The organism is Streptosporangium oxazolinicum (assembly GCF_039537505.1).
In the GTDB taxonomy this organism is placed as follows: domain Bacteria; phylum Actinomycetota; class Actinomycetes; order Streptosporangiales; family Streptosporangiaceae; genus Streptosporangium; species Streptosporangium oxazolinicum.
Genome location: NZ_BAABAQ010000007.1, coordinates 361,678 through 384,555 on the forward strand (window position 1 = coordinate 361,678; position 22,878 = coordinate 384,555).

At 71.9% G+C, this 22,878-nt stretch carries 21 protein-coding genes and 1 riboswitch; of the genes, 8 read left to right on the top strand and 13 right to left on the bottom strand.

Going from position 1 to position 22,878, the window contains the following annotated elements; translation table 11 throughout:
* Positions 1-34 precede the first annotated feature (34 nt).
* Positions 35-5,524, top strand: coding sequence for an ATP-binding protein (locus ABD817_RS21135; protein ID WP_344919767.1), 5,490 nt, complete (start codon positions 35-37; stop codon positions 5,522-5,524).
* A gap of 375 nt (positions 5,525-5,899) precedes the next feature.
* Here the strand turns inward: ABD817_RS21135 and ABD817_RS21140 are convergent, their stop codons facing one another.
* From ABD817_RS21140 to ABD817_RS21150, 3 genes are all read right to left on the bottom strand, one after another.
* Entirely contained in the window at positions 5,900-6,976 is a 1,077-nt protein-coding gene (locus ABD817_RS21140; RefSeq protein WP_344919831.1) for a serine hydrolase domain-containing protein, read from the bottom strand.
* Positions 6,977-7,211: 235 nt separating this feature from the next.
* Positions 7,212-7,712 (bottom strand): Clp protease N-terminal domain-containing protein, encoded by a 501-nt coding sequence (locus ABD817_RS21145; RefSeq protein ID WP_344919768.1) that lies wholly within the window; start codon positions 7,710-7,712, stop codon positions 7,212-7,214.
* On the bottom strand, positions 7,709-7,945 hold the full coding sequence (locus ABD817_RS21150; protein ID WP_344919769.1) for a hypothetical protein: 237 nt from the start codon (positions 7,943-7,945) through the stop codon (positions 7,709-7,711). The genes ABD817_RS21145 and ABD817_RS21150 overlap by 4 nt, the downstream gene beginning before the upstream one ends.
* Positions 7,946-8,249: 304 nt before the next feature.
* Between ABD817_RS21150 and ABD817_RS21155 the strand changes: the two genes are divergently transcribed.
* From ABD817_RS21155 to ABD817_RS21170, 4 genes are all read left to right on the top strand, one after another.
* Positions 8,250-8,558, top strand: a complete 309-nt coding sequence (locus ABD817_RS21155) for a hypothetical protein (RefSeq protein WP_344919770.1) — start codon at positions 8,250-8,252, stop codon at positions 8,556-8,558.
* Positions 8,555-9,676, top strand: coding sequence for a bifunctional WXG100 family type VII secretion target/C40 family peptidase (locus ABD817_RS21160; RefSeq protein ID WP_344919771.1), 1,122 nt, complete (start codon positions 8,555-8,557; stop codon positions 9,674-9,676). Before ABD817_RS21155 ends, ABD817_RS21160 begins: the two co-directional genes overlap by 4 nt.
* A 112-nt stretch (positions 9,677-9,788) precedes the next feature.
* Positions 9,789-10,409: an L-threonylcarbamoyladenylate synthase gene (locus ABD817_RS21165; RefSeq protein WP_344919772.1), complete on the top strand. Its 621-nt coding sequence runs from the start codon at positions 9,789-9,791 to the stop codon at positions 10,407-10,409.
* A gap of 526 nt (positions 10,410-10,935) precedes the next feature.
* Positions 10,936-11,118: riboswitch (cobalamin riboswitch) on the top strand.
* Positions 11,119-11,162: 44 nt separating this feature from the next.
* A complete protein-coding gene (locus ABD817_RS21170) occupies positions 11,163-11,993 on the top strand; it encodes a (2Fe-2S)-binding protein (RefSeq protein ID WP_344919832.1) in 831 nt (276 codons plus the stop codon).
* A 27-nt stretch (positions 11,994-12,020) separates the two neighbouring features.
* Here the strand turns inward: ABD817_RS21170 and ABD817_RS21175 are convergent, their stop codons facing one another.
* From ABD817_RS21175 to rpmB, 7 genes are all read right to left on the bottom strand, one after another.
* Entirely contained in the window at positions 12,021-12,473 is a 453-nt protein-coding gene (locus tag ABD817_RS21175; RefSeq protein ID WP_344919773.1) for a hypothetical protein, read from the bottom strand.
* Positions 12,474-12,544: 71 nt separating this feature from the next.
* Positions 12,545-13,261, bottom strand: coding sequence for a transglutaminase domain-containing protein (locus ABD817_RS21180; protein ID WP_344919774.1), 717 nt, complete (start codon positions 13,259-13,261; stop codon positions 12,545-12,547).
* 250 nt (positions 13,262-13,511) lie between these two features.
* Positions 13,512-13,742 carry a 30S ribosomal protein S18 gene (gene rpsR, locus ABD817_RS21185; protein ID WP_344919775.1) on the bottom strand — a complete coding sequence of 77 codons (231 nt, stop codon included), beginning with the start codon at positions 13,740-13,742 and terminating at the stop codon, positions 13,512-13,514.
* Entirely contained in the window at positions 13,739-14,896 is a 1,158-nt protein-coding gene (locus ABD817_RS21190; RefSeq protein ID WP_344919777.1) for a CobW family GTP-binding protein, read from the bottom strand. The genes rpsR and ABD817_RS21190 overlap by 4 nt, the downstream gene beginning before the upstream one ends.
* Positions 14,897-14,943: 47 nt before the next feature.
* On the bottom strand, positions 14,944-15,105 hold the full coding sequence (gene rpmF, locus ABD817_RS21195; RefSeq protein ID WP_344919778.1) for a 50S ribosomal protein L32: 162 nt from the start codon (positions 15,103-15,105) through the stop codon (positions 14,944-14,946).
* 12 nt (positions 15,106-15,117) lie between these two features.
* Positions 15,118-15,417, bottom strand: coding sequence for a 30S ribosomal protein S14 (gene rpsN, locus ABD817_RS21200; RefSeq protein WP_344919779.1), 300 nt, complete (start codon positions 15,415-15,417; stop codon positions 15,118-15,120).
* Positions 15,417-15,653: a 50S ribosomal protein L28 gene (gene rpmB, locus ABD817_RS21205; protein ID WP_344919780.1), complete on the bottom strand. Its 237-nt coding sequence runs from the start codon at positions 15,651-15,653 to the stop codon at positions 15,417-15,419. Before rpmB ends, rpsN begins: the two co-directional genes overlap by 1 nt.
* Positions 15,654-15,941: 288 nt before the next feature.
* Between rpmB and ABD817_RS21210 the strand changes: the two genes are divergently transcribed.
* Entirely contained in the window at positions 15,942-16,547 is a 606-nt protein-coding gene (locus ABD817_RS21210) for a hypothetical protein (RefSeq protein WP_344919781.1), read from the top strand.
* A 62-nt stretch (positions 16,548-16,609) separates the two neighbouring features.
* Here ABD817_RS21210 and ABD817_RS21215 read toward each other — a convergent pair whose 3' ends face one another.
* Positions 16,610-17,296 (bottom strand): MerR family transcriptional regulator, encoded by a 687-nt coding sequence (locus ABD817_RS21215; RefSeq protein WP_344919782.1) that lies wholly within the window; start codon positions 17,294-17,296, stop codon positions 16,610-16,612.
* A 141-nt stretch (positions 17,297-17,437) separates the two neighbouring features.
* A complete protein-coding gene (locus ABD817_RS21220; protein ID WP_344919783.1) occupies positions 17,438-18,646 on the bottom strand; it encodes an acyl-CoA dehydrogenase family protein in 1,209 nt (402 codons plus the stop codon).
* Between the two features lie 138 nt (positions 18,647-18,784).
* Here ABD817_RS21220 and ABD817_RS21225 point away from each other — a divergent pair, with 138 nt between their 5' ends.
* A complete protein-coding gene (locus ABD817_RS21225) occupies positions 18,785-20,596 on the top strand; it encodes a CoA transferase (RefSeq protein ID WP_344919784.1) in 1,812 nt (603 codons plus the stop codon).
* Entirely contained in the window at positions 20,593-22,221 is a 1,629-nt protein-coding gene (locus ABD817_RS21230; RefSeq protein ID WP_344919785.1) for a class I adenylate-forming enzyme family protein, read from the top strand. The genes ABD817_RS21225 and ABD817_RS21230 overlap by 4 nt, the downstream gene beginning before the upstream one ends.
* Positions 22,222-22,266: 45 nt before the next feature.
* Here the strand turns inward: ABD817_RS21230 and ABD817_RS21235 are convergent, their stop codons facing one another.
* Positions 22,267-22,866, bottom strand: coding sequence for a sigma-70 family RNA polymerase sigma factor (locus tag ABD817_RS21235; RefSeq protein WP_344919786.1), 600 nt, complete (start codon positions 22,864-22,866; stop codon positions 22,267-22,269).
* Positions 22,867-22,878 lie beyond the last annotated feature (12 nt).

Consider the following 22,878-nt stretch of genomic DNA (forward strand, 5'->3'; position numbering starts at 1 on the left):
CGCCGTGTTCACCGCCTTCGAAAGGGTTCGCTCAGTGTTCAGTCGCGTCGCCATCGTCAACCGCGGCGAAGCCGCCATGCGGCTCATCTACGCCGTTCAGGACCTAGCCGCGGAGACAGGGACACGGATCGAGACCGTCGCCCTGTACACCGACTCCGACCGGACGGCCACGTTCGTCCGCGAGGCGGACATCGCCTACGACCTGGGACCCGCCGCGAACCGGCCCTATCTGGACCACGCGGTCCTCAGGAAGGCCCTGATCGAGACCGGGGCGGACGCGGCCTGGGTCGGCTGGGGCTTCGTGGCGGAGGACCCGGCGTTCGCCGAGCTGTGCGCCGAGATCGGCGTGACGTTCGTCGGCCCCGGCGCCGAGGCGATGCGCAAGCTGGGCGACAAGATCGGCTCGAAGCTGATCGCCGAAGAGGTCGGCGTGCCCGTCGCGCCGTGGAGCCGCGGCCCGGTGGAGACGCTGGAGGAGGCGAAGGCGGCGGCCGACCGGATCGGCTACCCGCTGATGCTGAAGGCGACCGCGGGCGGCGGTGGCCGCGGCATCCGGATGGTCTCCGACGCCGACGAGCTGACCCGGGCCTACGAGCTGACCCGCCAGGAGGCCGCGCGCGCGTTCGGCAGCGGCGTCGTGTTCCTGGAGCGCCTGGTGACGGGCGCCCGGCACGTCGAGGTGCAGGTCATCGCGGACGGGCAGGGCACCGCGTGGGCACTGGGCGTGCGCGACTGCTCCGTGCAGCGGCGCAACCAGAAGATCATCGAGGAGTCCGCCTCCCCGGTCCTCGACGCCGCGCAGATCACCGAGCTGAAGGCGGCGGCCGAGCGGCTCGTGCTCGCGGTGGACTACAAGGGCGCGGGCACCGTCGAGTTCCTCTACCACCCCGGCGAGCGGCTGTTCGCGTTCCTGGAGGTCAACACGCGCCTGCAGGTCGAGCACCCGATCACCGAGATCACCACCGGCGTCGACCTGGTGAAGGCCCAGCTGCACGTCGCGGCCGGTGGCAGGCTCGAGGGGAACCCCCCCGAGGAGTGGGGGCACGCCGTCGAGGCGCGCCTCAACGCCGAGGACCCCGACCGCGACTTCGCGCCCTCACCCGGCCGGATCGCGCGGCTGGCGCTGCCCAGCGGCCCCGGCATCCGGGTGGACACCGGGTTCAGCGAGGGCGACACGATCCCCGCCGACTTCGACTCGATGATCGCCAAGATCATCGCGCACGGCCGTGACCGCACCGAGGCGCTGGCCCGCCTGCGCCGCGCGATGACGCAGACGACCGTCATCATCGAGGGCGGCGTGACGAACAAGGGCTTCGTCTGCATGCTGCTCGACGAGCCCGCCGTGATCGACGGGTCCGCCGACACCGGCTGGATCGACCGGGTACGCGCCCAGGGCGCCCTCGTGTCGCACCGGCACTCCGCGATCGCGCTGATCGCCGCCGCCGTCGAGGCCTACGAGGACGAGGAGGCCGTGACGCGGCAGCGCTTCCTGACCACCGCGCACGGCGGCCGCCCGCAGGCGCAGCACGAGAGCGGCCGCGCGCTGGAGCTCAAGCTCCGCGACGTCGGCTACCGCGTCCAGGTCGCCCGTACCGGCGGCCACCGGTTCCGCGTCGGCATCTCGGCGGGCGGCCCCCAGCACTCGGCCGACGTCGACACCGAGTGCTTCGACGAGCACAGCGGCCAGATGACCGTGAACGGTGTCCGCTTCAAGGTCGTGATGAGCACCCACGGCCCGATCCACCTCGTGGAGGTCGACGGCGTCACGCACCGGATCAGCCGCGACGAGGGCGGTATCGTGCGCTCGCCCGTGCCCGCGCTTGTGGTGGCCACCCCGCTGCGGGCGGGCGACGAGGTCGAGGCCGGCGCGCCGCTGCTGGTGGTCGAGAGCATGAAGATGGAGACCGTGCTGCGCGCGCCGTTCCGCGGCCGCGTGCGGGAGCTCGCGGTGTCGGTCGGCAGCCAGGTGGAGGCGGGCGCCCGCCTGCTCCGCCTGGAGCCGCTGGGCGACGACGACGCGGCGGCCGGTCCCGCGGCCGAGGCGCGAGAGGTCGAGCTGGACCTGCCGCCCGAGCCGGTGGACATGCCCGCGGCCGAGCGTGCCGCGCGCGGCCTTCAGGACCTGCGCAGCCTCCTGCTGGGTTTCGACATCGACTCGCAGGACGAGAAGCGCCTGCTCGCCGGCTACCTGGCCGCGCGCGCCGAGCTCGTCGCGAAGGGCGAGCACGAGCCGGCCGGTGAGGTCGAGCTGCTGCGCCTGTTCGCCGACCTGGGCGAGCTGAGCCGCAACCGGCCCGCCGGCGAGGAGTCGAAGCCCGACTCCTCGGTGCACAGCCCCCGCGAGTACTTCCACACCTACCTGCAGTACCTGGACCCGGACCGGGCCGGGCTGTCGGAGGGCTTCCGGCAGCGGCTCACGCACGTGCTGTCCCGCTACGGTGTCGAGAGCCTGGACCGCACGCCGGAGCTGGAGGACGCGGTCTTCCGGATCTTCCTGGCCCAGCGGCGCGCGTCCACCGACGTCGCGGTGGTGACGACCCTGCTGCGCCAGTGGGCGGAGGAGGCCCCGCCCGCCCGGGAGGACCGCGTCACCGTCGGCCTGGCACTGGAACACCTGGTCGCCGCCACCCAGGTCCGCTTCCCCGCCGTCGCGGACCTGGCGCGCGGCGTGGTGTTCGCCTGGTTCGCCCAGCCGCTGCTGCGCCGCATCCGCGCCAAGGTCTACACGGCCGTACGCAAGCACCTGCGCCACCTCGACCAGCACCCGGACGCGCCCGACCGCGCCGAGCGGATCTCCGCCATGGTCGCCAGCGCCGAGCCGCTCGTCCGGCTGATCGGCCAGCGGATCGGCCGCGAGGGCGCGGACCCCGTGCCGCTGCTGGAGGTGCTGAGCCGCCGCTACTACGGCAACCGCGCGCTCAGCGACATCCGGGTGAGCAAGGTGGCGGGCTGCACGTTCGTCGTCGCCGAACACCGCACCGCGACCGGCACCGGCCGCGTCGTGGCCACCGCGGTCGACTTCCTGGCGCTGGCCGAGGCCGTCAAGGCGGTCGACGAGTTCGCCGGTGACGGCGAGCTGGTGGCGGACATCTACCTGACCTGGCCGGACGGCCCGAGCGACCCCGAGGAGATGGCCGCGAAGCTGCGCGAGGTCATGGTCGCGCAGCAGCCGTCGAGCCGGATCGGCCGCATCGCCACGACCGTCGCGGGCGCCAGCGGCGCCGTGATGCACCACCACTTCACCTTCCGGCCGTCCGCGGACGGCTTCGTGGAGGAACGACTGCTGCGCGGTCTGCACCCGCGCATCGCCGAGCGCATGCAGCTGGAGCGGCTGCGCGACTTCGACCTCACCCGGCTGCCCGCGCCCGACGAGGAGGTCTACCTCTTCCGCGCCACGGCACGGCAGAACCCGTCCGACGAGCGCCTCGTCGCCCTGGGGCAGGTCCGCGACCTGACCCCGTTGCGCGACGACGAGGGCAGGCTCGTCGCGCTGCCCGCCGCCGAGAACATCCTGGCCACGTGCCTCGACGCGATCCGCCGGGCCAAGAAGCCCGGCGCGAAGGCGTCCGCCACGAACCGGATCGTCATCTACGTGTGGCCGCCGAACGATCTCTCGCCGGACGACCTGGACACCGTGGCGAAGCGCGTGCTGCCGACGACGGCGGGCGCGGGCCTGGAGGAGGTGCTGTTCCTCGGCAGGCGCCGCGACAACACCACCGGCGAGCTCGTCGACATCGCCCTGCGGATCGGCTACGACGTGGACTCCGGCGTGCGGCTGTCCGTCGTGCCGCCGCCGACCGAGCCCATCGAGCCGCTGGACGACTACCGCCAGGAGGTGCTGCGCGCGCACAGCCGAGGCACGCACCACCCGTACGAGCTGACCGGCATGCTCGCCGGGCCGTTCGGCTCGTTCACCGAGTACGACCTGGACGAGCACTCCAGGCTGGTGCCGGTGAACCGGCCCAAGGGGCGCAACACCGCCGCGCTCGTCGCGGGCGTCGTCAGCACGCCCACGCCGCGCCACCCGGAGGGCATGACCCGCGTCGTGCTGCTGGGCGACCCGACGAAGGCTCTCGGCGCGCTGTCCGAGCCCGAGTGCGCGCGGGTGATCGCCGCGATCGACCTGGCCGAGCGGATGCGGGTGCCGCTGGAGTGGTTCGCGCTCTCCGCGGGCGCCCGGATCTCGATGTCGTCCGGCACCGAGAACATGGACTGGGTGGCGGCCGCCCTGAAGCGGATCGTGACCTTCACCCAGGACGGCGGTGAGATCAACATCGTGGTCGCGGGCATCAACGTCGGCGCCCAGCCGTACTGGAACGCCGAGGCCACGATGCTCATGCACACCAGGGGCATCCTGGTGATGACGCCCGACTCCGCGATGGTGCTGACGGGCAAGCAGTCGCTCGACTTCTCCGGCGGTGTGTCCGCCGAGGACAACCACGGCATCGGCGGCTACGACCGGATCATGGGCCCGAACGGCCAGGCACAGTACTGGGCGCCGGACATCCGCGGCGCGCGGGAGATCCTGATGTCGCACTACGACCACAGCTACGTCGCGCCGGGGGAGAGCGGCCCGCGCAGGGCGGTCACCGGCGACCCGGTGGACCGCGACGTGTCGACGTTCCCGCACGCCGTGCCGGACAGCGACTTCACGACGGTGGGCCAGATCTTCTCCGCCGAGTCCAACCCGGACCGCAAGAAGCCGTTCGACATCCGCACCGTCATGCGCGCGCTGTCCGACCAGGACCACCCGGTGCTGGAGCGGTGGGCGGGCATGGCCGACGCCGACACCGCCGCGGTCCAGGACGTCCACCTCGGCGGACGGCCGGTGTGCCTGCTGGGCATCGAGTCCCGGTCCGTGCCGCGTCGCGGATTCCCCCCCACCGACGGCCCGGACACCTACACCGCGGGCACCCTGTTCCCGAGGTCGTCCAAGAAGGCCGCCCGAGCCATCAACGCCGCCAGCGGGAACCGGCCGCTGGTCGTGCTGGCCAACCTGTCGGGGTTCGACGGGTCGCCCGAGTCGATGCGCAAGCTGCAGCTGGAGTACGGCGCGGAGATCGGCCGCGCGGTGGTGAACTTCAAGGGCCCCATCGTGTTCTGCGTGATCTCGCGGTACCACGGCGGCGCGTTCGTGGTGTTCTCCAAGGCGCTCAACCCGAACATGACCGTGCTCGCGGTCGAGGGCTCGTTCGCCTCGGTGCTCGGCGGCGCTCCGGCCGCCGCGGTGGTCTTCGCGCGTGACGTCGACAAGCGGACCGGCAACGACCCCCGCGTGCTCGCGCTCGCCGCCCGCGTCGCCGAGGCGCCGACCACCACGCGGGCCGCGCTCGCCGCCGAGCTGGCCGAGCTGCGGTCGTCGGTACGGGCCGAGAAGCTGACCGAGGTGGCCACCGAGTTCGACCGCGTGCACAGCATCCAGCGGGCGGTCGACGTCGGCTCGGTGGACGCGATCATCAGCTGCGCCGAGCTGCGGCCACGAATCATCGAGGCGGTCGAGAAGGGGCTCGCCCGGCAGGTCTGACCCGATCCCGAAGCCGGACACCCGCACCTTTCCCGGGCGGGCGTCCGGCTTCTCGCGTTCCCGAGGAAGCAAGCGGCGCCGGACCCGCACCGCGGCCGGTAGCCACTCCGCTACCCGCGCGCCCTATTCCTCGCTCATCCCGACGGTGGTCACTCTTACGGGGAGTTGCGTCAGTGACAGGCGTTTTTGAGAACACGCCGTCACTTGGCTGGCCGGACGAAATCGAGCGTGCCGAACCTGCGCTGTTCTTGGCTACCACCGTGACCGACCCCGCCCATACTCACCACAGGCCGGGCAGTTTGATCGCGTGGTGGGCACTTCGTGCCGGACGGACATCGGGACCGGGCATGCGGCGTGGGGTGCTGCCGCCCGCTCCTAGCAGAAGCGCGTCTCGAGGAGTTCGGTGAAGGTCCCCAGGAAGTCGTTCCAGTCGCCGTTCAGGTTGCTCACCAGCGTACGGGTGCCCTGGCGGTCGCCCATCGCGTACGACATCGAGCCCTGGATGAAGCCGCCGCCGCCCCAGACCGTGACCCCGCACGGGAGCCTCTGGGAGTAGACGCCGAGGCCGTACCCGGTGTCCGGGACCCAGTCCGAGCCCTCCGTCGAGACGGTGGTGAACATCTCCTCCTGCTGGGCGGGCGGCAGGAGGCGACCGCCCAGCAGGGCGCTGAGGAACCGGTGCAGGTCCGAGGTCGTCGAGATCATGCCACCGGCGGCCCCCGCCCAGCTCACGTCCATCTCGGTCACGTCGTGGATGTTCGCGCCGGGGCCGGTCTCGCCCAGCGTGGAGTAGTGGCGGGCGTGCGGGCCGCGGATCGTCGTCTCCTCGGTGCCCGGCAGGTAGGTTCCCCCCAGGTGGAGCGGGCGGGCGATGCGGTGTTCGATCGCCTCCGCGAGGGGCGCGCCGGTCGCACGCTCGACGATCATTCCCGCGAGGTTGTAGTTGACCTTGGAGTAGATGAAGCGCGTCCCCGGCTCCTCGGGGCGCGGGGGCTCCTGGCCGAGGATGGCGTCGGGGAGTCCGCTGGTGTGGTTGAGCAGTCGCCTGATGGTGATCGCGGTGCCGTCCGCGCCGAGATGCTCCTCAACCACGCCGGGCAGCCACGTCGCCACCGTGTCGTCCAGGGCGAGCCGTCCTTCGGCCGCCAGTTGCAGGACCACCGTGCCGGTGAACGCCTTGGTGAGGCTTCCGATGCGGAAGTGCTCACCCGGGTGGCGCTTGCGGCCGGTCGTCATGTCGGCCACCCCCGCCGTGCCGAACCACGGTTTCGTACGGGCGTCCCTGAGTTCGGCGACCATGCCGGGGCCACCGCCGCCTGCCACGGCCTGGTCGAGTACCCGCTGGATCTCACGGTGGCCCCGGTCGCGGTCGGCCGCGGAGGCGGGGTTCATCATGGCGGTCCCCGTCACGGTCAGGACGGCGACGAGCAGGCCCGCGCGGGCATGGAACATGGACACGTTGTCTCCTTGGGCATGGAAGAAAGACCGGAGGGCGGAGGGGGTGGGGTCAGGCAGGGCCGTGCCGACAGGAGGGGAGGCCGCGGAAGGCGGTGCCGGGCGATCCGCTCGGATGGGCGTACCCGGCGGATGTGGGGGAGTGGGGCGTGGCCGGTGGAGCCCGCCGTCCGATGTGCTCGTGAGCCGGGCGCGGACCGCCTCCGAGCCGGGGGAGGGGCCGGTGTGGTCGCTACCCGATGTCGTCGTTCGCGACGATGTCCCGGACGCGGGTCAGCAGGTCGGTACGGTCGACACCGGCCAGAGCCAGGGCGCGTGGCACCGTGCCGACCTCGGCCAGCAGGATTCCGAGCAGCACGTGCGCCGGTCGCAGGTCCTTCTTGCGGGAGACCAGGGCGAAGCCACGATCGAGGGCGAGCTTGCCCGTCGCGCCCATGGTGGGCGGGCGCCTGAGCGTGGCGCTCGACAGGGGGATGCCGAAGGAGGCGCGCGACACCCCGACCGTGCTCAGGCTGTGGTCGAACTCCCGGTCGAGGGCGGCCCGGACCGCCTGGTGGTCGAGACCGGCGGAGGCCAGGACGCGCTGCGGGGCGGTGCCCTCCTGGGCCGTGACGGCCAGCAGGAGGTGCTGCGCCTCGACCGTGGCCGATCCGTGCCGCTGCGCCTCGACCGCTCCCTCCGTGATGATCGTATGGAGGTATCTGTCGAACGTGCTCATGGTGAACATGCTCATGGTGAACGTCTCCTCAGCTTGACGCCCGCGGCGATGAGCCGCTCGGCGTGCTTCCTGTGCACCGCTTGACGGGTCACGCCGAGCGCTTCGGCGACCTGCGGCCAGCTCCAGCCCGTGCGCATCGCCCGCTCGACGGCGGCGTTCTCCAACTGGTCGGCCAGGCGCCGCAGCGCCACCACGGCCGCCAGCGCGTCGGCGGGGTCCTGGGGCTCGGGGATATCACTGACCGGCATGTAAGCAACATTAATTGACTAATCTGAAGTTAGTCAACATGTGTTGCTTAGGGGAGGGTTTTCCAGGTTTGGCGGAGGCGGTCACTTCGGACTTCCGGCTACGGCTTGAGCCGCTCACCGCCGAGGAGGCCGCGACCGGCGGGCTGAAATGACGGATGCTCTTTTGTACTGCGATGATCGCTGTTGGGTGGATAAGATCGCTTCCTGGTAGGTACGGCCGGACGGTGGGCAGGCAACCGGTCAACGAGCCAAATCGTCGTCCGGGCAGCCGGTCTCTCGGCGACGGCGGAGGGAGCCGGCTCCGGTGGGAGAACTCGACCTGAACCGCGAGGCGCTGACCAGGCTGCGCGTCGCGGTGAACACCGAGGGGAGAAAGCTCGCCGGTGTCGGCGACGACTTCCCGGCCGCGAGCGGCGCGAGTCCGTCGATCTTCGGGACCCTGGCCGGTGCCCAGGAACTGGCCGACGCGATCGGCCGGGTCGAAGGGCACGCCGACAGAGAGCTCGGCACGGTGAAGAGCCGTCTCGACGGCGTCGAACGTGCCCTCGACACCATCGAGGACAACGTGACCGCGGCCGAGCGGGACACCGGGAACCACCTTCCCGCCATATGACCGACATGGATGCCGTGGCGGCACTGCCCGGGGGACAGGCCCTGGCCGCGCTGGCGAAGAGGACGGACGGGGACCCGGCCGCGATCCGGGCGATCGCCACCCGGTGGCGCAAGGCGGTCAGCTCGTCCGGCGAGCCGTTCACGCTCCTGAACAAGGCGGTCAACCAGGTGGACACCGCCTGGAGGGGTGCCTCCGCCGACGCCTTCGTGGCGTACATGCGGCGATACAACAGCACGGGCGCCTCCCTGCGCGACGCGCTGGGCGACTGCGCGGGCTCTCTGGACACCGCCGCCGGTGCCGTCGAGACGGCGAAGTCGAACGCCGAACGCGTCTGCGGTGACCTGCTGTCCTGGGTGGCGGAGTACCGGCGTGCCAACCCGCACGCCACCGAGGAGCAGCTCAGGCGGGGCATCGGCCGACAGGTCGAGATGGCGGTGTCCCTCCTGCAGGGGTACGTCGACTCGGCCGAGACCGCGCTGTCCACCGCGCGGGGCGAGCTCGACAAGCACCTCGGCGACGCCCTGGTGTTCTCCGCCATCCCCGCCGCGGGCGACCAGGGCTTCGTCCCCGGCCCCGGGCACACCACCGGGTGGGTGCCGGTGCCCGAGGAGGAGTTGCGCACCACCACGCTCGCCGGTACGGAACCCGGTTCACCGGGCGGCGGCGGCAACGGCGGCAACGGCGGTGGCGGGGGACAGGGCGGCGACGCCGGTGGTTCAGGCGGAGGTGGCGGGGGAGGCCGGGCGATCCCGTACACGGTCACCGGCGACGGTACCGGAGCCGACGTCGTGGCCGCCGCGAGGAGCCACATCGGCAAACCTTACGTCTGGGGCGCCGACGGGCCCGACGCGTTCGACTGCAGCGGTCTGGTGCACGTCTCGCTGAACGAGGCGGGAATCAAGATCGGAGACAACACCGCCGCCGGGTACCAGGCGAGCGGCCAGCCGATCACCGGTCCGCCGAGGCCGGGGGACATCGTCTTCTTCGGCGATCCGGCGACCCACTGCGCCGTCTACATGGGCGACGGCAAGATGATCGCCGCCCCGCGGACGGGCGACCACGTCAGGATCCAGCCGGTGGCCGGCGCGCAGCCCATCACCTACCGGCGCTTCACATGAGCGTCCATACGAGGTCCGCACGGCGATGACCGCCGTTGCGGGGCGCCTCGGGATCTTGAAGGTCTCGGTGCCGCGTGTCATGCGAGGTGGTGTTCGCTCCTAAGCTCGGGGTGTGGCGAAATACTTCGATGTGCATCCGGACACTCCCCAACCCCGGCTGATCGGCCAGGTGGTCGAGATTCTGCGTACGGACGGGCTGATCGCGTATCCAACGGACTCGGGCTACGCGCTGGGGTGTCGGCTGGGAAACAAGGAAGGCATCGACCGGATCAGAGAGATCCGCGACCTCGGCAGTGATCATCACTTCACCCTGGTCTGTAGAGACTTTGCCCAGTTTGGGCAGTTCGTGCATGTGAGCAATGCGCTGTTCCGCTCGGTCAAGGCGGCGACCCCCGGCGGCTACACCTTCATCCTGCCCGCGACCAAGGAGGTGCCGCGGCGGTTGCTGCACCCCCGGAAGAAGACGGTCGGTGTCCGGATCCCCGACCATGTCGTCACACAGGCGCTGCTGGCCGAGCTCGGCGAACCGCTGGTGTCGAGCACCCTGCTACTGCCCGACGAGGCCGAGCCCCTGACGCAGGGCTGGGAGATCAAGGAGAGGCTCGATCACGTGGTGGACGCCGTCATCGACGCCGGTGAGTGCGGCGCCGTCCCGACGACGGTCGTCGACTTCTCGCAGGACGAGCCCGAGATTCTCCGCCGGGGCACCGGAGACCCGTCCCTCTTCGAGTAGGGGCACGGCGGCTCGCGGGAGTCAGTCGGCGTGTCCGTGCGGGTCCCACCCCGGGACGCGGTCACCGCGAAGGGCCCGGTCCGGACCATCTGGCCGATCGGCGGTCCGGACCGGGCCGCGAAATAAATCTACATTGTAAAGGCGCCCGACCAGATTCAAGATCATTTAAACGCAAACCACAAAACCATCACCTACGAGCAACACCGTCGGTCTTCTCGATGTCGATCACGCCGTCGCCGGTGATCGGTGCCGTTCGCCCGGTGTGGTTGGTGACACGCATGGGTTCCTCTCCGTCGTGAGCTTCGTGGCTTCGTCATTGGTTCGCCAGGCCGATTCAACGGGGCCCGGGAGGGGACTGGGCTCACAGCCCAAACTTCCGGGGGTGATGGGGCTCAGCGCGAGGTGCGGGGGATCTTCAGGGCCGGTCACGGCTCCGGTGGGTCGCCCGGCCGGTCATGTCGATCGTCACGGCTTCCGCAGGGTTTTCGCAGGCGCGGCGAAGCCGAGGTCTGCTTTGTCGTTGATGGTGGTTGTGCGAGCATGGTTGGCGTAGGCGACGGCGGACTGAGGAAGCCGGTGTGAATCCGGCGCGGTCCCGCCACTGTGATCGGCGAGCGAATCCCGACGAAGCCACTGCCCGGATAACGGGTGGGAAGGCCGGGAGGAGCGTTGACCCGAGAGCCAGGAGACTCACGCGGTCGCCTCCTCGCAGAAATTGGGGCGGATCTCCCCAAGGGAGGAACGGTGATCGCCATGCCTGGCCCCCGGCCCACCGGCTCCGGACGCGCCGACGACGTGGCTTCTGTCGCCTGGCCGGGGCTGCTTCCCGCATCACCGTCGGAGGTGTCGGCCGCGGTCGCCGATGTTTCCGCGATCAGTGGTTACTTCGAGCTCGAGGTCGGTCCGATCGAGGTGGGCTGGCGACCGCTCATTGATCTGGCGGCCGATTCCGGGCTCCTGCGGCGGCGGATCATCGATGTCGCCGGACGTCTGGGGACCGACGAGCCGAGGGTGGCGGCCTCGATCCTGTTTCAGGGGCTTGCCGCTCGCCTGTGGTCACCTGTCGTCGGTGCGGTGGTAACGCATGATCTGCTCTTGGACCTGGCGTCTGTTCACTGGCGGGAGGTGTCCGGCGGGCCGTTGCCGCTGCGGGCCGAGCGTCCGACCGGTCGGCGGATCCTTGATCCCGCCGGGGTCGCCGAACCGTTGTATCGCGGTGTGCTGACCGAGGTGCTGGAGCCGTTGGCGTGGTCCGTACGGGAGGTCGTGGGGATTGCCCCTGGGCTGTTGTGGGGTAATGCCGCCTCCGCGCTGGCCGGAACGGTTCGGACCGTCGTCGACCGGTGCCCCGGATTCGCCGTTCGGGCTATCGCGCTTGGGCGTGAGCTGCTCGCGCTGGGAGTGTTGCGGGGTGGCGGTGATCTGGTCGAACCCGTTCCCGGGCAGCCGTTCTTCGTTCGGCGTACCTGCTGTCTGTTCTACCGTCTGCCCGGGGGCGGCAAGTGTGGTGACTGTGTTCTCGTCGATTCCGGGACCCGTCACCGGCAGTGGGCTGCGGCTTTGCGGCAGCCCGGAGGGTCTTGATGAGCTACCTTCGGGGTGAGCGGGTGGTCATGGATGGTCTTGGGTGGTTCTGGCGATCGCGGCGGTGTGCTCGTCGGCGGTCATGCCGAGGGTGGGGTGGTGCTGGTTGAGGTCGTGCTGGTCGTCGGCCCACTGCCGGTAGTCCTGCCGCAGGGTGGTGGCGTCGGAGTCGAGGGCGAGGGCGATGTCGGCCCAGGTGGCTCCGGCCAGCAGTGCGTGGTGGATGTTGGCGGGGTGGCGTACGGTGCGTGCGATGCTCTCGGCCAGTGCCAGCAGTTCGAGGTGTTCGGCGACGGTGAGCGGGGGCCGGTCTTCGGTTCCGTGCCGGGTGGGGTCGTAGGTTCCCCGGGCCATCAGTTCCGCGCGGGCGCGGGCTGACGCGTTTCGGGCGGCCAGCTCGTTGTAGCGCTCCAGTTGCCGGCTGACGGGCAGGTCGTAGCGGGCGTCGTGCCAGGTTGTGATGTTCTCGGGCGGGGTCATGGTGGCTTCTCCGGGACGGTCGGGGGTTGGCTTCCGGCGGGGCCGTGCGGGATGTGGTCGAGGCTCGCGTCTCAAGCCGACCGGCGCCCCATGACGAGGTCGGCGGTGATGCGGACCGGCGTGCACAATGTCTGGCCGTGCGCCCGGAACAAGGCATCGCGGGAGCTGAAATATCCCAGGTCGGCTAGCACGTAGTTGGACAGGTCACATGATGAGCCGGTGATGCCGTCCCAATCGACGGCGGTGCGGGCCACCGCGTCGAAGAGCGTCTCAGCACCGATGTTGGTGAATCCCTCCTTCCTCCGCAGCGTGTTCAGCTCGCCGTACAACTCGGAGACGGTCACCCATTCACCGTCGAGCAGGAACTCCGGCCAGGCGAGCACCACCTGGCGCGGGACCAATGCTCGTAGCCGGGGAAAGCGAGGGTGCCAGAAGCGTCCGCTCACCAGTAATCCCCTGACCCGGCTGGCGATTCCGTGGGCCCGTCCTACCGCTTCCAGCGCCGCCAGTCGCTGGCTGCACGATCCGCGCTCCAGGAGAAGCGTTCTGGAGACCGGCTGGGTGTCGTTCATGGCATACACCGGGCGTATTCGCGCGGTGATGAGCCGGTGGGCCGTGATCAGGAGATCCCGATCCGTCGAGGTGTCTTTACGCCGGGCTTCGGTCGCCAGCTCCAGCACCCGGGGATGCTGCCAGTCGAGGATGGGTGTGGCCGACGGTTCTCTCCCGCTTGTTTCTCGGTGGACGGCAGCGCGACGACGCCGTGAGGGGGAAGGCGACGGCTTCATTCCATGACCGTATCGGAGTCCGTGACGTGTCCGGTTCTGTTCGAGCGCGTACGGATGGCGGTTTCGCGCCGGGTGCGGCGTGCGGGCCGTCGAGTCCGTCTGTCTCGCTTGGGGGAAGGGTGGGTTGGTCGTACGCCGCGGGGGCGGGTCGTGGTCTGGTCCCTGCGGTGTCGTCGTCGCGGGTTTCGTACGGCACGCCGTTACGGCTCGCTCCCGGGGTGTTGTCCATTCGGTGTGTTTTCTCGCCTGGTCAGCGGGGTCGTGGGGTGGAGGCGTAGGGGAGCAGGGCCATTTCGCGGGCGTTTTTGATCGCGGTGGCCAGTTGGCGTTGTTGCTGGACGGTGACTCCGGTGACGCGGCGTCCGCGGATTTTGCCGCGGTCGGAGATGAAGGCGCGGAGCAGGGTGGTGTCCTTGTAGTCGATGTGGCTCACGCCGTGTAGCGGATTGGTCTTCTTGCGGGGGGTGCGGCGGGGTTTCACGCGGAGGTCTCCTTCAGGTCGAGGTCGAGGACGAAGGCGAACGGGTCGGGGTATGTGGCCCAGATGTCGGAGCCTGCCAGGGTTTCGGTCTCGGTGAGCAGGCAGGAGTCCAGTAGGCGGTGGATGCGGTCGCGGTCGAGGTCGGGGCCGGTGAAGACGAGGTGCTGGACGCGGTCGCCGAGTTGGGGAGTCCAGTCGAGGGTGGCGGCCATGCGGCGGGCGGGGCTTTGTGTCTCCCAGGCGGCTTCGGGCAGGGTGACCAGCCAGGGGCCGGCGTCCTCGATGGTGATGACTCCGGCGACGGCGTCCCAGGCGAGCAGGCGTTCGTGCCGGTTGGCCAGCCAGAATCGGCCGCGGCTGCGGACGGTTTCGGTGACGAGTTCGTCGACGGCGTCGAACAGTCGTTGGGGGTGCAGGGGGCGTAGCCGGTGCCAGACGACGGTGGAGATCTCCCCGGTTTGCGCGTCGCAGGGTAGTTGGGCGGTGGCCGGGTCGACGCGGGCTCCGAGCATTTCCACGTCGATTCTCGTGCCGGTGACCGTGGGCAGGGTGCGGTCGGGGGGTGCGGCCGGGGTGGTGGGGGCGAGGTGGCCGAGTACGGCCAGGGTGAGTTCGATGTCCTCCTCGTCCGTGCCGGACACGATGAGGGCGGTGGCGTATTCGATCTGGCGGGTGAGCACCTCGGCCAGGTGGCGTGTGTCGCCGGCCGCCGCGTGTTTGCCGTGGGCGGCGAGGGTGTCGTCGCAGCTGATGTCGTCGGTCGTGCGTGCCGCGTCCAGGGCGGTCAGTACGCCGGTCAGGCGCAGGCGGTGCACGGTGTCCTCGTGCCAGGCGAGGGCTTCGGCGACGGTGCGGGGTTCGACCGAGTCCCACAGTTCCACGATGAGCAGTGGCGTCGAGTGCGCTCGTGCGAGGAGTTCTGGGATGAGGTCTTCGCGCACGGTGCAGGTGACGCAGCCGTGTGCGAGGCGTACCTCCTGTAGGTCCAGTGTCCCCGACGCGTCGCGTACGACGCGTTCCACGCGTCCGGTGCTCACCTCTCGCAGGTCGTGGTGGATCGCCATCGATCCGGGGTGGTCGGTGAGCAGGCGGTCGACGAGGGCTGAGCGCGGTTCGGGATGCAGTCCTGAGACGATGACGACGGGGACGGACATGACAGCTCCTTTCGTGGTGTGGGGGGCGTGGGGTCGGGGGGTGGTTCTCAGGGGAGGAGGCCTCGTCGGTAGGCGCGGACGAGTCGGCGTGGTACCAGTAGTTCGCGTTCGCCGACGGTGATCGGGATGAGGTCGGGTGGGGTGGTCTTCCACTGTGAGCGGCGGTGGCGGGTGTTGCTTCGGGAGGTCTTGCGTTTGGGGACGGCCATGTCGGGGTGCTCCTACCAGCTGGATTTGGTGACGCCGGGCAGTTCGCCGCGGTGGGCCAGTTCGCGGAAGCGGATCCGGGAGAGTCCGAATTTGCGCAGGTGGCCGCGGGGGCGGCCGTCGGTGCTGTCGCGGTTGCGTACGCGGGTGGCGCTGGCGTCGCGGGGTTGGCGGCTCAGTTCGCGGGCGGCTTGGGTTCGCTCGTCGGGGGTGCCGGTGCGGATGATCTCTTTGAGTTCGGCTCGGCGCTTCGCGTGGCGGGCGACGAGGAGTTTGCGCCGTTCGTTGGCTGCGATCTTGCTTTTCTTCGCCATCAGATTCGTTCTCCCCGGGCGCGGATGCGGGCCACGGCGGCCTCGATGCCGATCTTGTCGATGGTCTTGACGGCTCTGGCGCTGAGTGTCAGTCGTACGAAGCGGCCCTCGGTGGGCAGCCAGTAGCGGCGGGGCTGGATGTTGGGACTCCAGCGGCGGCGGGTGCGGCGGTGGGAGTGGGAGACGTTGTTGCCGAAGACCGGTTTGACGCCGGTGAGCTGGCAGTGGGCGGACATGCGGTTTCCTTTCCGAAGGGGGTGGGTCCTGTTCGTACGTCCCTGGAAGGGGACGGGTGCCATGATAGCGATAACCGTTTTCATTTGCGAAGTGAAGGGGGTGGGCCTGGACGACCACCGAGAAACGGAGTTCGACGGCGCACATGGACGTAGATCGTTGAAAGCGGTAGCGTCGGCCACGTAACTCGTGGTGACAGGAGCCGCTGGATGTCCTCAAAAACGGCCAGGCGACCCGGTGCTGTGTCTCAGCCGGGCACTCGTTCGTCCTCCAGCTGGGCGCGTTACCTCGTGACCGCTCTCGTCGCCGCCGCGATAGCCGGGCCGGTGGGCTATCTCGTCGGTCGCCCCGACGCCTCCCAGGTCGCCATCGCCGACATGCGGGAGGCGGAGGTGAAGCGGGATGTCCAGCAGATCGGTGAGCTGACGTCCACGGCGCGGGTGACCGCCGGCGAGCTGAACGGGGTGCTGTCCAGGCTCGTCGAGGTGCTTCCCAAGGACGGAAGCCCCGGCGCGCGGTCGGTGGAGGCGGCCGAGGTCGAGGGATGGCAGCGCGTTCTGCGGCAGGCCGTCGACCGGCACGCGGAGACCCCCTCCGGGACGACCGCGACCAACGTGGCCCGTGCGGGATTCCGCAGCGCGGTGGACTCCATGGCGATCGCGGTCGACGCGTACGCGGCCGGCCGGAAACTCCCCGAGGACCAGCAAAAGACCTTCCTCGACCTGGCGGTCCGCCAGCGGTCCGCCGCCGTCACGGCGTGGTCGGTCGCGGCGACACAACTCGACCAGATCAATGTCGATGCCGGCAACGGCCACCAGCACGTCTACCTGACGGGTGCCCCGGGAGAGGGGATGTCCGCGGACAGCGTCCCCGAGGGGAGCCACGGCCACGGCTAGCGTCCCGTCACCACATCACACGCCACCGGTGAACCCGCCGTCAGGCGCTACGGCGTCCCCAGCTACGGCGTCCTGAGGTAGGTGTCGAGCGCGGCCGCGCCCGCCAGCATGGCCAGGCCCCGCGCGGTCAGCCGGTCGTGCCAGTCCCGCAGCGTCGCCTGCAGCGGCTCGGGCCCGCCCGCGGCCCGTACCCTCTCCAGCACCCGCGCGATCCGTTCCAGCCCGTACCCGCCTCGCCGCAGCTGGTGGGCGAGCAGCACGTCGCGCACGTCGGCGGAGGTGTAGACGCGGTAGCCGGTGTGCGGGTCGCGCCCGGGGACGATCAGCCCGGCCCGCTCCCATTTGCGCAGCGTCGCCGGCCGGACGCCGATCCTGCGCGCCAGCGGCCCGATGAACGTCACCCCCGGCTCCGGCTCGCGCGGCGGCGCCAGGTCGCGCAGCGCCCGTTCCACGGCCTCCAGCGTGTGCCGGTCGCCGGCCAGTTGCGCGTGGCTCTCGTCGATCAGCCGCAGCGCCTCCTCGACCGCGCCGCCGTTCACGGCCCGCATGATCGCCCCCGCGGTCGCGTGGCCGTGCGCGGGGATCGACGCCAGGAACGTCCGCAACGCCGCCGCGTGGCGCGGAGCGTAGTGGCGGTAGCCGTGCGGCGAGCGCTCGGCCGGGGGCAGGATCCCCGCCTCCTCGTAGTTGCGCACCGCCTGGGTGGACAGGCCGTGCTCGCGCGCCAGGTCGATGGGCCGCAACCGCATTTTGAAGGTACGTCCTCGTCAACAGGTGGAAATGCCGCCAAAGTTTACACCGAAGGTTCAACGATACGATGCGTCGTCCTGAAGCCGGTGGACAAGGCCGGACCGGGGCCCGTGCCCCGGCAAAGGCCGCGAGAGTGAGGCTCACCCGAGGATCCGGCGGGCCACCGCGCTGACGTGCAGTTCGTCGGGGCCGTCGAGCAGGCGGGCCATCCGGCCGGTGCGAAACAGCGCGGGCAGCGGGGTGCCGGGGCCCAGCCCGGCCGCGCCGTGGACCTGGATGGCCGCGTCGGTGACCTGTTGCAGCGTCCGGGCGGCGGCCACCTTCGCCAGGCCGGTCTCGATTCTGGCGTCCAGCCCTGCCTCCACCAGGGCCACGGCCTCGAACACCAGCGGGCGGGTGGTCCTGATCGCGAGCAGGGCGTCGAAGACGAGCGCCTGGACGAGCTGGAGGTCGGCGAGCCGTCCCGAGGCCGTCGGCCGTGAGCGGGCCCGCTCGCGCATGAGGGCGAAGGCGCGCTCGGCCTGGCCGAGCCAGCGCAGGCAGCGCAGCAGGCGGCCCAGCCGCACCCGTTCGGCGAGCACGCGCAGTCCCCGTCCGGGCCGCCCGAGGAGGTGGCCGGGCGGGACGGTGACCGCGTCCAGGGCGATCTCCCACTGGCCGCCCGCGCCGAGGACCGGCAGCTCGCGGACCACCCGGAAGCCGGGGGCGGAGGTGGGCACGAGCAGCAGGGACAGGCCGGTCGTGGAGGGCGGGGCGCCGGAGGTGCGGGCGAGCACGGCGGCCAGGTCCGCGTCGCCGGCGCCGGTGACGAACCACTTGCGCCCGTGAACCGTCCAGGAGCCGTCGGGCTCGCGCGTGGCCCGGGTGGTGGTGAGGCCGGGTTCCGAGCCGGGCGCGTCCGGTTCGGTCATCGCGTTGCACATGCTCAGCCGCCCGCTCGCCAGCCGGGGCAGGTAGAGGTCGCGGACGGCGGGTTCGGCGTGTCCGGCCAGGGTGGTCACGTCCAGCAGCGCCGTGGAACCGAGCACGCCCGGACCGTGGTCGCTCGCGCCCTCGGCCTCGGCCACGTGCGCGTACTCCGTCAGCGACAGGCCCGCGCCGCCCAGCTCCACCGGCAGCGGCAGCCCCCAGAGTCCTTCGGCGCGCGCCCGGCACCTGAGCCGGGCGAGGAGTTCGCGCGCGGGGGCGCCGCCCGCGTCCAGTCGCGCTTCGTGCGGCATGACGTGCTCGCGGACGAATCCGGCCACCCGCTCGCGCAGCGTGAGCACCCCCGGCGGGCAGGCGGGCGCTCCCCAGGTGTCCGGGCCGATCGGTTCGGTGTCGGTCGCGGTGACGGCCTGCTGTGACATTCCAACTCCAGACATGTCGGGAACTGATTGAAAAATTCATCCGACTTCCTGCTGTGGAACAGGTCGCGTGGACGCGCGGCGGAGTTCCCGTTCGCGGCAGGCACGACTCGCGGTCACCGCCCGCGGGAGAGGAGAGCCATGGCACACCCCGTCACCGTCACGGCGGAGCACCCGCTCGACGGCCTCGGCCTGCGGGCGGCAGGGCCACCCGCCCTCACCGCCGTCGCCGCCCGGCACCTGGCCCTGCTGGGCGCCGACGACCTCGGATCGACCGCCTCCGACGGCCCCGGGATCGTGTCACTCGCCGGTACGGACGCGCGCCTGCTCACCGCCGAGATCGTCTGGGCCCGCCTCGCCCCGGCCGAGGAGGTGAGTGATGAGGCCACCGCGCAGGCCGCGACCGGGGTCGCCCACGTGCACGGCCGCCGCGACGGCGAGCCGCGCGGCCTGGCCGCCGACTACCTGACGACCGCGTGCTCGGTGCTGGCCGTCCAGGGACTCCTGGCCGCCCTGATCGGCCGCGCCCGCGGCTGCGCGGTCGAGACCGTGCGCACCGGGGTGGACCTGGCCGGGCTGCTCGCCGTCGGCCAGTATCTGGCCGCCGCCACGGCCGCCGACGAGGAGGCGGCGCCGCTGGCACCGGGCGGGCCGCCCTTCACCACGGCCGACGGCGTGTGTTTTGAGGTCGAGACCCTCGACCCGGCCGCCTGGGTGGCCTTCTGGCGTTTCCTGGGGGTGGCCGAGCGCCTCGCCGGATCGGCGTGGAGGTCCTTTCAGTTCCGCTACGCCACGGCCTGCTGCCCGCTGCCCGGGGAACTGCCCGCGCGGGCCCGCGCGGCGGACTGGGCGCTCGTGCTGCGGGCCGCGGCGGAGTCGGGCGCCTCGGTGTGCGCGCTGCGCTCCCTCACCGATCGCCTGGCCGAACCCCGCCCGGCGGCGCCCTGGCGGCTGTCGCCGCTGCTCCCGGTCGCCGGGCCGCCCTCGCCGGGCGCGGCGGCCGAGACCGCCCGCCCGCTGGCCGGGTTCACGGTCCTGGAGGCCGGGCGGCGGATCCAGGCGCCGCTCACCGCCCACTTGCTGGGACTGCTCGGCGCCGACGTGGTGCGCGTCGAGCCACCCGGCGGGGATCCGCTGCGCGGCATGCCGCCCATGTGCGGTGACCTGTCGGCCCGGTGGCTCGCGCTCAACCGGGGCAAACGCGCGGTGGAGATCGACATCAAGTCGGCCGCGGGCCGGGCCGCGCTGCGCGACCTGGTCGCGGGCGCGGACGTCTTCGTGCACAACTGGGCGCCGGGCACGGCCGAGCGCCTCGGCCTGGACGACGGCGACCTGTCGGCGGTCAACCCCGCCCTGGTCTACGCCTACACCAGCGGCTGGGCCGGGCGGCTGGCCGACGTGCCGCTGGGAACCGACTTCATGGTCCAGGCCCGCACCGGCGTGGGCGAGGCCGTACGGCCCGCCGGTGAGGCGCCCGCGCCGTCGCTGATGACCCTGCTGGACGTCCTCGGCGGCCTGCTCGGCGCCCAGGCGGTGCTCGCCGGGCTCCTGCTGCGTGAGCGCGGCGGCCACGGCGTGCGGGTGGACTCCTCGCTGCTCGGCGCGGCCGAGGTGCTCACCGCTCCCGCGCTGCGCCGGGCCGCCGAGGGCGGCGCCTGCCGCGCCCCGGAGGGGTTTCGCCGTCCCCTGCGGACGGCGGACGGCTGGGTGAGCGTCGCCGACGGCCCCGCCGGGCAGGCGGGCGCGGCCTGCCCCGGCATGCTCGCCGACCTCACACAGAGCACCGCGATGACCTCGGCCGAGGTTCTCGCGATGCTCCGGAGCCGGGGGCTGCGGGCCACCACCGTGACGACCGCCCTGGACACCCTGGGCGCCGACCCGCGTTTCGCCTCCGCCCTCACCCGTGACGAGCACGGGGCTCTGGCCGTACCCGCTCCCTGGAGGTTCGCATGACCCCGCGCCTGGACGACCTGGTACCCGCCACCCTGAGACGCCGGTGGGCCGCCGACGGCACCTGCCCGGACCTCGACCTGTACGCCCTGTTTCGCACCCGCCGCCTGGCGGACCCGGACCGGGTCGCGGTGATCGACGCGGCGGGCGAGGTCACCTACGCCGAACTGGACCGCCTGGCCCGGTCGGCCGCGGCCGGGCTGCGCGGGCTCGGCGTGTGCGAGGGCGACGTCGTCGGCGTCCAGCTGCCCAACGGCCGCGACGCGGTCGTGGCGGACCTGGCCCTGGCGGCGCTCGGCGCGGTGGCGCTGCCGTTCCCCGCGGGGCGGGGGGTGGCCGAGGCGGCCTCCCTGCTGGGCCGTTCCGGCGCGCGGGCCGTCGTCGCCGCCGTCGAGTATCGGGGCAGCGCGCACGCCCGCGAGCTGGTGGCCGCCGCCGGAGACCTGCCGGGCCTGCGGGTGGTGATCGCCGCCGGGCCGCAGGAGCCTCCGCCGGGCAGCGTCGACTGGGGCCAGGTGCTGTCGGCCGACGGCGGCGCCTTCGTCCCGGCCAGGCCCGACCCGGACGGCGCGGCCCGCATCCTGGTCTCCTCGGGGTCGGAGTCGGAACCCAAGATGGTCGCCTACTCCCACAACGCGCTCGCCGGCGGGCGGGGCAACTTCATGGCCACCCTCCTTCCCGGCGGGGGCACGCCGCGCTGCCTGTTCCTGGTCCCGCTCGCCTCGGCCTTCGGCAGCAACGGCACCGCCGTCACCCTGGCCCGGCACGGCGGCACCCTGGTGCTTCTGGAGCACTTCTCTCCCCGGGCCGCGCTGGCGGCGATCCGTGAGCACCGCCCCACCCACGTGCTCGCCGTACCGACCATGATCCGTATGATGCTCGACCAGCCGGACGCCGGGCCGGCGCCGTCCATGACGGCCCTGGTGCTGGGCGGCGCCGAGCTGGACGCGGCCACCGCGGCCGAGGCGGGCACGGCGTTCGGCTGCCCGGTGATCAACCTGTACGGCTCCGCCGACGGGGTGAACTGCCACAGCGGGTTTCGCCCGGCCAGCGCGGGCGACGGCGGCCCCGGTGTGGTGGTGGGGTTGCCCGACCCCCGGGTGGCGGAGATCCGCATCGCCGCGCCCCCGGACGGGGAGCGGTTCGGTGAGATCATCGCCCGTGGCCCGATGACCCCGATGTGCTATGTCGGCGCCCCGGAGCTGAACCGGCGCTACCGCACGGGGGACGGCTGGGTCCGCACCGGCGACCTGGGGGTGATCGACGCCGACGGGCGGCTGCGCCTGATGGGCAGGCTCAAACACGTCGTCATCCGCGGCGGCGCCAACATCAGCCCGGCCGAGGTGGAGCGCGCGCTGGCCGACCATCCCGGGGTACGCGAGGTGGTGTGCCTGGGCGTGCCCGACCAGGTGATGGGGGAGCGGCTGGCGGCCTGCGTGGTGCCGCGCCCCGGGCACACCCCCGACCTGCCCGGCCTGTCGGCCCATCTGCTGCGGCGGGGCGTCGAGCGGGGCAAGCACCCCGAACGCCTGCTGCTGGTGCGGCAGGTGCCGCTCACCCCGGCGGGCAAACCCGACCGGGACGCGCTGCGCGCCCTGCTGCTCGGCGGGCGCCGGGAAACACCCTGAGCCCTCCCGGGCCGGAGGTGTTCTCGGCCCGGGAGAAAGCCTCGCTCAGGCGGCCCGGTCGGCGGCCTCCAGCGACTCGATGAGCTGGGTGCGGGCTCGCGCCACCCGGGAGCGCACCGTGCCGATGGGGCAGCCGATCAGCGAGGCGGCCTCGGCGTAGGGCAGGCCGACGACCTGGGTGAGCACGAAGGCCTCCCGTCGCTCGTGCGGCACCTTGGCCAGCAGGTCCGCCAGGGCCACCCCGTCCTCGCGTCCCGGTAGCCCGCGGGGCTGACATCGCTCGGCGGCGCTCTGCCAGTCGGCGAGATCGGCGATCCTGGGGCGGCAGGACGCCGACCGGAACCGGTCGACGACGACCCGCCGGGCGATGGACAGCAGCCAGGTCCTGGCCGACGAGCGGCCGGCGAAGCGGGGCAGGCTGCGCAGGACGCGGACGAACGTCTCCTGGGTCAGGTCCTCGGCCGACGGGGTCCCGGCCAGGTAGGCGACGAACCTGCGCACGTCGGGGTAGACCGCGCGGGTGAAGGCCTCGACGTCCGCGGGCGCTCCTGCGCGCGCGGCCAGTGCGAGCACCGTCAGCCGCTCGTCGGAGCAGGCGCCGGTGTCATGGTCGGATGCGCGGTGATCGCGCGTGACAGAACTCATGATGATCGTTCC